The organism is Sulfitobacter delicatus, assembly GCF_900102535.1.
Lineage (GTDB): Bacteria > Pseudomonadota > Alphaproteobacteria > Rhodobacterales > Rhodobacteraceae > Sulfitobacter > Sulfitobacter delicatus.
In genome coordinates, this window is the sequence record NZ_FNBP01000003.1 from 402,937 (window position 1) to 415,243 (window position 12,307).

Sequence of the window (12,307 nt, forward strand, 5' to 3'; positions counted from 1 at the left end):
AGACATCAGCACCTATGTACAAATCGTTAAGAGGGGCATGTGATGGCTGAGCTAAAGAATATCGAAGTGCGCGGCGCGCGCGAGCACAACTTGAAGAACATCGACGTGGATATTCCACGCGACCAACTCGTTGTGATCACGGGGCTTTCGGGGTCGGGCAAGTCAAGCCTTGCCTTTGACACGATCTATGCCGAGGGCCAGCGTCGCTATGTGGAATCGCTCTCCGCCTATGCGCGCCAGTTCCTCGACATGATGCAGAAACCGGATGTGGACCACATTTCCGGCCTCAGCCCCGCGATTTCGATTGAGCAAAAGACCACGTCAAAGAACCCGCGCTCCACCGTCGGCACGGTGACCGAGATCTACGACTACATGCGTCTGCTCTTTGCCCGCGTCGGCACGCCCTATAGCCCCGCCACCGGCAAGCCGATTGAGGCGCAACAGGTGCAAGACATGGTCGACCGGATCATGACGATGGAAGAGGGCACGCGCGCCTATCTGCTGGCCCCGATGATCCGTGACCGCAAGGGCGAGTACCGCAAAGAGTTTGTCGAGTTGCGCAAGCAAGGCTTCCAGCGCGTGAAGGTCGATGGCGAGTTCTACGACCTCGACGAGCCGCCCACGCTCGACAAGAAGTTCCGCCACGACATCGACGTTGTTGTCGACCGGATCGTCGTGCGGGAAGGGTTGGAGACGCGACTGGCGGACTCCCTGCGCACCGCGCTTGATCTGGCCGATGGCATCGCCATCCTAGAAACCGCGCCGAGCGAAGGTGAGGCTGAACGCTTTACCTTCTCCGAAAAATTCGCATGTCCAGTAAGTGGCTTCACCATTCCAGAGATTGAGCCACGGTTGTTCTCCTTCAACGCGCCATTCGGTGCTTGTCCCTCCTGCGACGGATTGGGGGTCGAGTTGTTTTTTGACGAGCGGCTGATTGTCCCGGATCAGAACCTGATGATCTACGATGGCGCTCTGGCACCGTGGCGTAAGGGCAAGTCACCTTACTTCAAGCAGACCATCGAAGCTATTGCGAAACATTACAAATTCGATCAGAAGACCCGTTGGAAAGACTTGCCAGAAAATGTGCAGGAAGTATTCCTTCGGGGCTCCGGCAAAGAAGAAATCACCTTCCGCTACGACGAAGGCGGCCGCGTATACGAGGTCAAACGCGTCTTTGAGGGCGTGATCCCCAATATGAAGCGCCGGTACCGCGAGACTGACAGCAATTGGGTCCGCGAAGAGTTTGAACGCTATCAGAACAACCGCCCCTGCGGCACTTGCGGCGGCTATCGTCTCCGGCCCGAGGCGCTTGCTGTGCGGATTGGTCCGTCGGATGGGGGCGAGAATGAGTTGCTCCACATTGGTAAGGTCGTCGAAATGTCGATCCGCGAAGCCTATGACTGGTGCAAATCTGTTCCGGAACATCTGACCGAGCAGAAAAATGAGATTGCGCGTGCTATTTTGAAGGAAATTCGGGAGCGCCTTGGATTCCTAAATAACGTTGGACTTGAGTACCTTACGATGTCTCGTTCAAGTGGTACATTAAGTGGCGGTGAAAGCCAGCGCATCCGTTTGGCAAGTCAGATCGGCTCTGGCCTAACCGGTGTGCTCTACGTGCTAGATGAACCGTCCATCGGTCTACACCAGCGTGACAATGACCGACTGCTCGACACGTTGAAGAACCTGCGCGATCAGGGCAATACCGTGATTGTTGTCGAACATGACGAAGAGGCGATCCGCGAGGCGGATTATGTCTTTGATATCGGTCCGGGTGCGGGGGTTCACGGCGGACAGGTGGTAAGCCACGGTACGCCTGAACAAGTCGCCAATGACCCAAATTCGGTTACGGGCCAGTATCTTACGGGCGTGCGTGAAATTGCCGTGCCTGCCAAACGGCGTAAGGGGAATAAGAAGAAAATTCAGGTGGTTAAGGCGACCGGCAATAACCTGCAGAATGTCACGGTTGATTTTCCTCTGGGTAAATTCGTTTGCGTGACAGGGGTATCGGGCGGCGGCAAATCCACGCTGACGATTGAGACGTTGTTCAAGACGGCGTCGATGAACCTTAACGGTGCTCGCCAGACGCCAGCGCCTTGTCAGACCATCAAAGGGTTGGAGCATCTGGATAAGGTTATCGATATCGACCAGCGTCCCATCGGCCGAACGCCGCGTTCGAATCCAGCAACTTACACCGGGGCCTTCACCCCGATCCGCGATTGGTTTGCCGGTCTGCCGGAGTCCAAGGCACGTGGCTATAAGCCGGGGCGTTTCAGCTTTAACGTGAAAGGCGGGCGCTGCGAGGCCTGCCAAGGTGACGGGGTCATCAAGATCGAGATGCACTTCCTACCGGACGTCTATGTTGAATGCGAAACCTGTAAGGGCGCGCGTTATAACCGGGAGACCCTCGAAGTCCGCTTTAAGGGCAAGAGCATCGCCGATGTGCTTGATATGACTGTGGAAGATGCGCAGTCGTTCTTTGCGGCGGTGCCCTCGATCCGCGAAAAGATGGATGCGTTGATGCGTGTCGGGCTGGGCTATATCAAGGTTGGCCAACAGGCGACGACGCTTTCTGGCGGCGAGGCGCAGCGGGTGAAGCTGAGTAAAGAACTTAGCAAACGCTCGACTGGGCGGACGCTTTATATTCTGGATGAGCCGACCACTGGTTTGCACTTTGAAGATGTACGCAAGCTATTGGAAGTGCTGCACGAACTTGTGGATCAGGGTAACTCTGTCGTGGTGATTGAGCACAACCTCGACGTGGTGAAGACCGCCGATCATATCATCGACATTGGTCCCGAGGGCGGAGACGGCGGGGGGCGTGTGGTCGCGACGGGCACGCCTGAAAAGGTTGCCGAAGTGGCCGAGAGCTATACCGGCAAGTATCTTAAGCCTATGTTGGTTAAAGAAAAAATGGCGGCGGAATAACCGCCGCCATCTTCTTGCATCTTCATTGGTGAATTACAGCACTGCGCGGGCTACGCGGATGAGTTGCAGTGTTTCATAGGCGTCATCGCGCAGGGATACGACCTGACCGTTCAGCACGGCGTAGTTATAGCCCTCTTCCAGCGCCGGCAGGCGGTAGAGATTGATCAGATCCGCTTGCGTCAGTGCTGCGGTCGGCGCCACTGTGACCTCGCGGCCGAGCACGGGGACATTCGCCAATTCGTTAATGCGCAGGAGGGCGGTGTAGTCCTCGGTCGTGAGCAGAACCGGTTGCCCGTCAATGAGCGCATAGCGGTGCCCATCAGGCGCGGGGTTGAGGCCGTAGAGGTTGGCGATCTGGTTCGACCCAAGTAGCAACAGGTCGCGCTCGGTCAGTGGTTCCGCTTCGACATAGGGCTCGCGACGCTCGACCAAAAGATCGTCGAGTTCCTCATCCGAATAGCTGGCCCATTGCTCATAGGTGACGCCTTTCTTGGCAAGGCCCGGAGGAACACAGGGTGGATCCTTCTTGGCGAGGCCCGGAGGGCAGTTGCGGTAGGTGATGACCTCATCTTCGGAAGCTTCCGCGATGTTCAGACTGGGGGCGGCGAGGGCAAGCGCTGTAGCGCTTAGGATTTTCACCATGTCGCGCCCCTCGGGCGCCGGGGTCCTCAACAGGCGTTCGACGGTCTCATCCCGGTCCTGCACAAAACGCTCGACCCTTTTTTCGAAGTCAGCCGGTTTAGACTTAGAAATCTTCTTAGCTTTTTCAGCCTTCTTAGGCTTATCGACCTTATCCGCCTTCTTGGGCTTATCGTCTTTGCCGCCCTTTTTAGGCTTCTCTGCCTTATCAGCTTTCTCGGACTTGCCTTCGCCCTTCGCTTTTTTACCCTTTTCACGCTTATCCTTTTTCGCCTTCTTTTCTTTCCTTGGCTTATTGCCCTTGTCGTCTTTCGCGAGCCAAAGCGTTTCAGGGCCGAGGTCTGACTGGGTTAGGTTAAAGCCGGAAGTGCTGGTGCTACTGCCAACGCTTGTGGCAGTCATTGCACTCGTCGCGCAGACGGAGCTGAGCAGGGTCGTTAAAAGCAGGCGTCGCATAGCAGTTCTCCTAATAGAAGTTCTGAAACTAACGCCTGCTAGACTGTTGGGTTCCCGAGGCCTTATCCCTGCCAGCCGCGCTTCTCAAAGCGTGGGAGCATGGCGGAGAAGTCCTTGCCCTTGCCGCCTTCTTCTTCGACGAAACGGGTGTAGAGTTCGCGGGCCAATGCGCCCATCGGGGTGTCAGCATTGGCCATTTCTGCGGCCTGCTGCGATAGGCCAAGGTCTTTAAGCATCAGTTCAGCCGCGAAACCGGGGGTGTAGTCGTTGTCAGCGGGGGATTTCGGGCCGACGCCGGGGGCCGGGCAGTACGCGTTCATCGACCAGGAGTAGCCCGAAGAGGTGCTGACGACATCGAACATCCGCTCGCGGTCGAGGCCGAGTTTGTCGGCAAGCGCAAAGGCTTCGCAGGTGGCGATCATCGTGGCGCCTAGGATCATGTTGTTGCAGATCTTCGCCGCTTGGCCCGCACCCGCATCGCCGCAATGCACGGCCTTTTGGCCCATGATGTCGAAAAGCGGTTCGGCCTTTTTGAATGCGGCTTCAGTCCCGCCCGCCATGAATGTCAGCGTGCCGCCCTGTGCACCGCCGATGCCGCCGGAAACGGGCGCGTCGACGAAGAGCAGCCCAGCTTTCTCGGCAGCCTCGGCCACATGGCGTGCGCTTTCGACGTCGACGGTGGAGCAATCGACCAGCAGCGCGCCGGGGGCCATATTGGCGATCGCTTCTTCGGCCACTTGGCGCAGGATCGCGCCGTTGGGCAGCATGGTGATAACGACATCGGCGCCCTCAACGGCCTGCGCGATGGTGGCGGCCTCGGCCACGCCTTCGGCTGTGGTGCCAGCCACGTCATTGCCGCGGACGGTATGGCCTGCAGCGGCGAGGTTGGCCGCCATCGGGCCACCCATATTGCCCAGACCGATGAACCCGATTGTAAAATTACTCATGTATTTTCCTCCAACTTCAATTCGTTATCGCCCAAGGGGCCGAGCATGGCCTCGACATCGGCCTGCGGCACGTCGCCTTGGTGTTGCCACTGCGGGCTGCGGTCTTTGTCGATGATCGCGGCGCGGACGCCTTCGACGAAATCGCCGCTCTCCATCGCGCGATAGGTAAAGCGGTATTCCTGTTGCAGGGCCGGGACCATGCCGATGCCGGGGCCGCGTAGGTTGCGGAGCATCTCGATGGTGCAGGCCATCGACAGGGGCGAGCCGTGGCGCAGGGTCTTGAGGGTATCGGCGGCGAAGTCGCCCTCGGCTTTGGCGAGCGCATCGGTGACCTCTTTCAAGGTCTCGCCTGCGAAGAGCTGGTCTACTTCGCTCTGCAAGTCAGCGAGATTGCCCGAGGGCGCGGGTGTCGCAGCTTTGTCGAGAACGAAGGGATCGCCGTTCGCCTCTAGCTGTGCGATGAGCGACGGCCAGTCGGCTTCAGGGATAAAGTAATCGGCAAAGCCCGCGTGCAGCACATCTGCCGGACCCATCCGCGCACCGGTGGTGCCGAGGTATTCGCCCATCCGCCCCGGTGCCTGCGCCAGCAGCAGCGTGCCGCCGACATCGGGCACCAGGCCGATGCCGCATTCCGGCATGGCGACCTTGCTGCTCTCGCCCACGACCCGGTGCGAGCCGTGGCAGCCGATGCCGACACCGCCGCCCATGGTGAAACCCTGCATGAAGGAGATCACCGGTTTGGGGTAGCTGTGCAGCTTGTTGTTGAGTCGGTATTCGTCGGCCCAGAAGCGACGGGCGAATCCGTAGTCGCCGTCCTTGCCAGTCTGGTAAAGCTGCGCCACATCGCCGCCTGCGCAGAAGGCTTTTTCGCCTTCCGCGTCCAGCACGATCACCGCCACCTCGGGGTCATCGCGCCATTTGTCGACGGCGTCCTCAATGGCGAGGCACATGTCATAGCTCAGCGCGTTCAGCGCCTTGGGCCGGGTCAGGGTGATACGGCCTGCACGGCCCGTTTTGCGGATGTTGATATCACTCATGACGGGCTCAGCGGTTTTTCAGCATGTCGCGGGCGACGATCACGCGCATGATCTCATTGGTGCCCTCAAGGATCTGGTGGACCCGCAGGTCGCGGACCAGTTTCTCGATGCCGTAGTCCGCGAGGTAACCGTAACCGCCGTGCAACTGCAGACATTGGTCTACGACCTTGCTGCCGGTCTCGGTCACAAATTTCTTCGCCATGGCGCAGAATTTGGTCGCATCGGGCGCGCCGGTGTCGAGCTTCCATGCCGCTTGGCGCAGGAAGGTGCGGGCGGCTTGCAACTCGATCTCCATATCGGCGAGGCGGAACTGCAGCCCTTGGAACTGGTCAATGCTTTGGCCAAAGGCCTTGCGGTCACCCATATATTCTAGCGTTTTGGTCAGCGCGGTCTGGGCTGCACCCAGCGAGCAGGCCGAGATGTTCAGCCGTCCGCCATCAAGCCCGGCCATGGCGTATTTGAAGCCCTTGCCTTCTTCGCCGACGAGGTTCTCGGCCCCGATCTTGCAATCATCGAACTGCACCAGCGCCGTCGGTTGGCTGCGCCAGCCCATCTTGTCTTCCAGCCCGCCGAACGTGAGCCCCGGCGTGCCGTCTTCGACAAACACGGTCGAGACGCCCTTGGCCCCGTCGTCAGAGGTGCGCACCATCGTGACATAGGCATCCGAATAGCCGCCGCCCGAAATGAACGCCTTGGTACCGTTGAGCGTATAGCCCTCGTTGGTGCGCTCGCAGCGGGTCTTGAGCGCTGCCGCGTCAGAGCCGGAGCCGGGTTCGGTCAGACAGTAGGACAGCACGGTGTTCATGCTCAGCACGCCGGGCATGACGCGCTCTTTCATTTCGTCGCTGGCGAAATTGTCGAGCATTTTGGCGCACATGTTGTGGATCGACAGGAAGGCCGCGACCGAGGGGCAGGCCATCGAGAGCGCCTCAAAGACCAGTGTTGCGTCCAACCGCGACAGGCCGGAGCCGCCCGACTCTTCCGACACATAAAGCCCGCCAAAGCCCAGCTCCGCGATCTGAGGCCAGAGCTCTTTGGGAATGGTCTCTTCCTTTTCCCATTGGTGGGCGTGGGGGGCGATATTGTCCTGCCCAAAGGCATAGGCCATGTCGAATATGGCGGTCTGTTCTTCGTTCAATGCGAAATCCATCGCGGCTCTCTCCCTGAATGTCTCGGTGTTCGTGGAACTGAACACTTGTTTAATTCTAACAGCCGAGCCGCGCCGCAACAAGCGTCACAGGTCGGCGTGGTATTCTTCGATCAAGTGGCGCACGACGGCCTCGCCACCTTGGCCTTCGGGGGCGTCGGCCCAGACCCTGCGCTGGCGGTCGGCAGAGGTGCCGTGCTGCACGACATCACGCAGGGCGCAGACTTCGTCCAGACAGCCGAGTGCTTCGGCGTCTTCGGCGATCATCCCGATGATCTCTTCAAACATCTTGTCGAAGGGTTTTAGCGTGCGGTCTCCGAAGTCAATCAACGTCTCATTCACCCCGTAACGCTGCGCGCGCCAGCGGTTTTCCTCGATCAGGAACCGGTCATACTCGCGCCAGCGCAGATTGCTGTCGCGCAGGCGCAGCAAGAAGCGGGCGAGGGACTGGGTCAGCCCGGCCAGCCCGAGCGCATGCGAGAGGCGCGGCTGCACGTCGCAGATGCGGCTTTCGAGCGTCGGGTAATGGGTTGAGGGGCGCAGGTCCCACCAGATTTTTGACGGGTCGGGGATGATATCAAGGTCGATCAGCGTCTGTGTGCTGCGCTTATATTCGCCCCAGCTATGCAGCAGCGGCGGCAGGCCGGTGCGGGGCATGCTCTCCATGACAGCGAGCCGGTAAGACGCGAGCCCAGTGTCTTCGCCCTGCCAGTAGGGCGAGGAGGCCGAAAGCGCCAGCAGATGCGGCAGGAAGTAGGAGAACTGCGGCATCAGATCGACGCGCAGGTCATCGCCATCGATCCCCACATGCACATGCATCCCGCAACTCAACATCCGGCGCGCGACATCGCCCAGCTCGATCTCAAGCTGGTCATAGCGTTCCTTATGCGTCGTCTCTTGGTTCTTCCAATCGGAGAACGGATGGCAGGAGACGGCCACGGGGGACAGATTGTGCTTGGCGGCATGTTTAGAGATCGTGCTGCGCAAGCGCTTCAGGTCCTCGCGGGCTTCGGCAACGGTCTTGCAGGGTTTGCTGCCGATCTCGATCTGACATTGCAGCAATTCGGGGCTGACCTGATCGCCGAGGTCCTTGCGGCACTCTTCCATCAGCCCTTCGGGGGTGTCAGCCAGCGCCAGTGAATCCTTATCGACCAGAAGGTATTCTTCTTCGATCCCGATGGTGAATTCTTTTTGCATGGCGCTGGCCTCACTGTGCAGGGCCGACTGCCCGGGGGCAGCCGGCGTGATGGTTTACTCCATCACCGGGATGGAGAACTCGCCACCCTCTTTGATGCCCGACGGCCAGCGGGCCGTCACGGTCTTGGTGCGGGTGTAGAACTTGAACGCATCCGGGCCGTGCTGGTTCAAATCGCCAAAGACGGATTTCTTCCAGCCGCCAAAGGTGTGATAGGCCAGCGGCACGGGGATCGGCACGTTGATGCCGACCATGCCGACGTTGATCCGGTTGGCAAAGTCACGCGCTGCGTCGCCATCGCGGGTGTAGATCGCGGTGCCGTTGCCGTACTCATGGTCCATCGCAAGGCCGATCGCCTCTTCGTAGGTCTGGGCACGCACACAGGTCAGCACGGGGCCAAAGATTTCCTGCTTGTAGATGTCCATGTCCTTGGTGGCGCGGTCAAACAGATGCGGGCCGACGAAGTAGCCGTTTTCATAGCCTTGCAGTTTGAAGTCACGCCCATCGACGACCAGTTCAGCGCCTTGATCGATGCCGGATTGAACCAGACGCTCGATGTTAGCCTTGGCGGCGGCGGTCACGACGGGGCCGTAGTCCACGTCTTTGCCCGACGTATAGGGGCCAACTTTCAGGCTCTCGATGCGCGGCACCAGCTTTTCGATCAGACGGTCGGCGGTGTCGTCACCCACCGGCACGGCCACGGAGATTGCCATGCAGCGTTCGCCAGCCGCACCGTAGCCTGCACCGATCAGCGCGTCGGCGGCTTGGTCCATGTCCGCGTCGGGCATGATGATCATGTGGTTCTTGGCGCCACCGAAACACTGCACGCGCTTGCCATTGGCACAGCCAGTTGCGTAGATGTATTCGGCAATCGGGGTCGAGCCCACAAAGCCCACCGACTGGATCACGTCATGGTGCAGGATCGCGTCGACGGCTTCTTTGTCGCCGTTCACGACCTGAATGATGCCCTTGGGCAGACCGGCTTCTTCCAGCAGTTCGGCCAGCATCAGCGGCACGGAGGGGTCACGCTCGGACGGCTTGAGGATGAAGGCGTTGCCGCAGGCGATGGCCGGGGCAAACATCCACATCGGGATCATGGCGGGGAAGTTGAAGGGCGTGATGCCCGCGGTCACACCAAGCGCTTGGCGCATGGAATACATGTCGATGCCGGGGCCGGCGCTGTCGGTGAAATCACCTTTCAGCAGTTCCGGCGCGCCAATGCAGTATTCCACCACTTCGAGGCCACGCTGAACGTCACCAGCCGCATCGGGCAGGGTCTTGCCGTGCTCGCGGCTCAGCGCCTCGGCCAGTTTGTCCATGTCGCGGTTCAACAGGCCCACGAATTTCATCAGCACGCGGGCGCGGCGCTGCGGGTTGGTCGCGGCCCATGCGGGCTGGGCGGCGGCGGCGTATTCAACGGCTTTGTTCAGCTCGTCGCCGTTGGCCAGCGGCACTTTCGCCTGCACTTCGCCGGTGGCGGGGTTCATCACATCGGCAAAGCGCCCGGAGGTGCCTTTGACGTGTTCGCCGTTCAGGTAATGGGTCATCTCTTGCATGATCGGTCTCCTCATTGGTTGGCGGCACGATAGCCTTGCAAAAAGCAATGGAACAGAGGAAGGATGGCAAAACCGTCTTGCATTTTTGCAAAGTACTGTGGGGGCCGTTGAATGGATCAAAATTGGGACGACTTACGGTTGTTTTTGGCGGTGGCGCGAGAGCAGAGCCTTTCCGCGGCGGGCAAACTGCTGCGGCTTGATCCCGCAACGCTGGGGCGGCGTATGGCGCGGCTGGAGAAGACCTTGCAAACGGTGCTCTTTGTGAAATCCCCGCAAGGTTACGCGCTGACCGAGGCGGGCAGCGATTTGATGCAACGCGCCACCAAGGCCGAACAGGCGATGCGCGCGGCAACGGCGGGTGTGCCGGTGCAGAGCGACCGTCTGTCGGGGCAAATCCGCGTGGGTGCGCCGGATGGGGCGGCGAATTATCTGTTGCCACAGGTCTGTGCGGCGATTGCGGCGCAGAACCCCGACCTCGATGTGCAGATCATCGCTTTGCCGCGGGTCTTTAACCTGTCGCGGCGCGAGGCGGATATGGCGATTGGCGTCAGCGCGCCCACGGCGGGGCGGTTGGTGGTGCAAAAGGTGACGGACTATAAGCTGCATCTTGCTGCCGCCGAAGGTTACCTCTCGGCCCATCCGCAGATCGCTTCGGTCGCTGATTTACAACAGCATCGGATGGTGGGCTACATTCCTGACATGATTTTTGACCGCGAACTTGATTACCTCGCGGACCTCGGTGTGAATCGCGTGGCGCTGGCCTCGAACTCAGTCTCGGTACAGGTGCGAATGATCCAACAGGGCGGGGGCATCGGCATTGCGCATGACTTTTCGCTGCCTGCCACGCCGGGGGTGCGGCGGATTTTGACCGAAGAAGTGAGCCTGACGCGCGCCTTCTATCTGATCCGGCACGCGGATGATCGACGCAACGCACGGCTGTCTGCCTTTGCTGACGCGCTGGCAGTGGGCCTGCGGGCGGAAACTGCGCGACTTGAAGCCTTGGCGGCCGGACAGACTGCGCCAAAAGCTTGACAGAAAAGGATTTCGCGGTGACGCTGAACCTCTGATTGCCGTGCAACGAAGGAGGCCTCAGGTGCTTGTATCGCAGATTCTCAAAACCAAACCCGACGATAAGGTGGTCACGACCAAACCGGGGCTGTCCGTTTCCGAGGCGGCGAAGATGTTGTCGGAAAAGAAGATCGGGACCTTGGTGATTTCTGCGGATGGCAAGACACCGGATGGGATCCTGTCGGAACGCGATATTGTGCGGGAGTTGGGCCGTCAAGGCGCGGGTTGTTTGCAGCAGAGCGTCGAGAGCATGATGACAACGAAGCTGGTGACGTGCAGCCGCGATGACCGCTCGGACGCGATTTTGCAAAAAATGACTGACGGGCGTTTTCGCCATATGCCGGTGCTGGAAGACGGCGAATTGGTCGGGCTGATCTCGCTTGGGGATGTGGTCAAAGCGCAGTTGCAAGAGTTGTCAATGGAGAAACAAGCCCTTGAGGGCATGATCATGGGGCACTGAGCGAGCCTCTGAAAGAGCGGTTCTGCTAACACTAACCGGGTTGCGCTCAGCCCGGTGAAATGGTTGGCTATGCGGCAACGCCGCACTAGTCAGGATATCCCAATGCGCATAGGCCTTTACCCCGGCACCTTTGACCCGATCACGCTGGGCCATATCGACATCATCCGTCGCGCGGCGCGTATGGTGGACCGGCTGGTGATCGGAGTCGCGATCAACCGTGACAAGGGGCCGTTGTTCAGCCTTGAGGAACGTGTGGCGCTGATTGAGGCGGAATGTGTGCAATTGGCCGAGGAAACCGGCGTCGAGATCGTCGTGCATCCCTTTGAGAACCTTTTGATTGATTGCGCCCGCGACGTCGGGGCGCAGATCATCGTACGCGGTCTGCGGGCGGTGTCGGACTTTGAGTATGAATTCCAAATGGTTGGCATGAACCGTCAGCTCGACGATTCGATCGAGACGGTCTTTCTCATGGCCGAGGCCACGCATCAGGCGATTGCGAGCAAACTGGTCAAGGAAATCGCGCGGCTGGATGGGGATGTGAGCAAGTTCGTCACCCCGGCGGTGAATGAAGAACTGATCAAGCGGTTTGCGCAGGGGTAGAGGCTGGCGCGGGAGGCGCGGGCGTTTTGAGTGACGCCAGCGCGGTGCACGGTATTTTTAAAAGGATGAAGATGAAGGGGGCGCTGCTAAGATGGCAGCGCTGCGTTCGGTATTGATTGGGTTGGCTTAGCGCCAGAAGGCCATCCATTCGATCAGGGCAAAGAACTTCTTACCCAAATAGATCATATGATCGCTGCCGTAGTAGTAGCCGTCGACTAGCATCCCCGTGATGAGAACGAGGGCCAGCACGATGGCGATGCGGTTGGTCATGGTACGG

11 protein-coding genes are annotated in these 12,307 nt (G+C 59.7%); 4 read left to right on the forward strand and 7 right to left on the reverse strand.

The features are described from left to right. Positions 1 to 42: 42 nt before the first annotated feature. Positions 43 to 2,925 (forward strand): excinuclease ABC subunit UvrA, encoded by a 2,883-nt coding sequence (gene uvrA, locus BLS57_RS08355; protein WP_093741102.1) that lies wholly within the window; start codon positions 43 to 45, stop codon positions 2,923 to 2,925. 33 nt (positions 2,926 to 2,958) lie between these two features. Here uvrA and BLS57_RS08360 read toward each other — a convergent pair whose 3' ends face one another. The 6 genes from BLS57_RS08360 to BLS57_RS08385 form a co-directional block, all read right to left on the reverse strand. Beyond that, positions 2,959 to 4,020 carry a transketolase gene (locus BLS57_RS08360; RefSeq protein WP_208597537.1) on the reverse strand — a complete coding sequence of 354 codons (1,062 nt, stop codon included), beginning with the start codon at positions 4,018 to 4,020 and terminating at the stop codon, positions 2,959 to 2,961. 62 nt (positions 4,021 to 4,082) lie between these two features. Further along, the gene (mmsB, locus tag BLS57_RS08365; RefSeq protein WP_093741104.1) at positions 4,083 to 4,967 is read right to left on the reverse strand and encodes a 3-hydroxyisobutyrate dehydrogenase; all 885 of its coding nucleotides are present in this window, start codon (positions 4,965 to 4,967) and stop codon (positions 4,083 to 4,085) included. Then, on the reverse strand, positions 4,964 to 6,004 hold the full coding sequence (locus BLS57_RS08370; protein ID WP_093741107.1) for an enoyl-CoA hydratase/isomerase family protein: 1,041 nt from the start codon (positions 6,002 to 6,004) through the stop codon (positions 4,964 to 4,966). Before BLS57_RS08370 ends, mmsB begins: the two co-directional genes overlap by 4 nt. A 7-nt stretch (positions 6,005 to 6,011) precedes the next feature. Further along, positions 6,012 to 7,154: an acyl-CoA dehydrogenase family protein gene (locus BLS57_RS08375; RefSeq protein ID WP_093741109.1), complete on the reverse strand. Its 1,143-nt coding sequence runs from the start codon at positions 7,152 to 7,154 to the stop codon at positions 6,012 to 6,014. Positions 7,155 to 7,238: 84 nt separating this feature from the next. Further along, a complete protein-coding gene (locus BLS57_RS08380) occupies positions 7,239 to 8,348 on the reverse strand; it encodes a carboxylate-amine ligase (RefSeq protein WP_093741113.1) in 1,110 nt (369 codons plus the stop codon). Between the two features lie 54 nt (positions 8,349 to 8,402). Continuing rightward, entirely contained in the window at positions 8,403 to 9,902 is a 1,500-nt protein-coding gene (locus BLS57_RS08385) for a CoA-acylating methylmalonate-semialdehyde dehydrogenase (protein WP_093741116.1), read from the reverse strand. Positions 9,903 to 10,013: 111 nt separating this feature from the next. On the opposite strand from BLS57_RS08385, the gene BLS57_RS08390 reads away from it, so the two are divergent. From BLS57_RS08390 to coaD, 3 genes are all read left to right on the forward strand, one after another. After that, complete coding sequence (locus BLS57_RS08390) at positions 10,014 to 10,934, forward strand: LysR family transcriptional regulator (RefSeq protein WP_093741119.1); 921 nt, start codon at positions 10,014 to 10,016, stop codon at positions 10,932 to 10,934. Between the two features lie 61 nt (positions 10,935 to 10,995). After that, positions 10,996 to 11,430: a CBS domain-containing protein gene (locus tag BLS57_RS08395; RefSeq protein ID WP_093741122.1), complete on the forward strand. Its 435-nt coding sequence runs from the start codon at positions 10,996 to 10,998 to the stop codon at positions 11,428 to 11,430. A gap of 102 nt (positions 11,431 to 11,532) precedes the next feature. After that, positions 11,533 to 12,030: a pantetheine-phosphate adenylyltransferase gene (coaD, locus tag BLS57_RS08400; protein ID WP_093741124.1), complete on the forward strand. Its 498-nt coding sequence runs from the start codon at positions 11,533 to 11,535 to the stop codon at positions 12,028 to 12,030. Positions 12,031 to 12,156: 126 nt separating this feature from the next. Here the strand turns inward: coaD and BLS57_RS19735 are convergent, their stop codons facing one another. Next, on the reverse strand, positions 12,157 to 12,300 hold the full coding sequence (locus BLS57_RS19735) for a hypothetical protein (protein WP_167356388.1): 144 nt from the start codon (positions 12,298 to 12,300) through the stop codon (positions 12,157 to 12,159). Positions 12,301 to 12,307 lie beyond the last annotated feature (7 nt).

Bases quoted from the DNA above. Each gene is read 5' to 3' on its own strand.
- BLS57_RS08375 (WP_093741109.1), bottom strand. From the start codon at position 7,154: ATGGATTTCGCATTGAACGAAGAACAGACCGCCATATTCGACATGGCC.
- mmsB (WP_093741104.1), bottom strand. From the start codon at position 4,967: ATGAGTAATTTTACAATCGGGTTCATCGGTCTGGGCAATATGGGTGGC.
- BLS57_RS19735 (WP_167356388.1), bottom strand. From the start codon at position 12,300: ATGACCAACCGCATCGCCATCGTGCTGGCCCTCGTTCTCATCACGGGG.
- BLS57_RS08385 (WP_093741116.1), bottom strand. From the start codon at position 9,902: ATGCAAGAGATGACCCATTACCTGAACGGCGAACACGTCAAAGGCACC.
- BLS57_RS08390 (WP_093741119.1), top strand. From the start codon at position 10,014: ATGGATCAAAATTGGGACGACTTACGGTTGTTTTTGGCGGTGGCGCGA.
- uvrA (WP_093741102.1), top strand. From the start codon at position 43: ATGGCTGAGCTAAAGAATATCGAAGTGCGCGGCGCGCGCGAGCACAAC.
- coaD (WP_093741124.1), top strand. From the start codon at position 11,533: ATGCGCATAGGCCTTTACCCCGGCACCTTTGACCCGATCACGCTGGGC.
- BLS57_RS08360 (WP_208597537.1), bottom strand. From the start codon at position 4,020: ATGCGACGCCTGCTTTTAACGACCCTGCTCAGCTCCGTCTGCGCGACG.
- BLS57_RS08380 (WP_093741113.1), bottom strand. From the start codon at position 8,348: ATGCAAAAAGAATTCACCATCGGGATCGAAGAAGAATACCTTCTGGTC.
- BLS57_RS08370 (WP_093741107.1), bottom strand. From the start codon at position 6,004: ATGAGTGATATCAACATCCGCAAAACGGGCCGTGCAGGCCGTATCACC.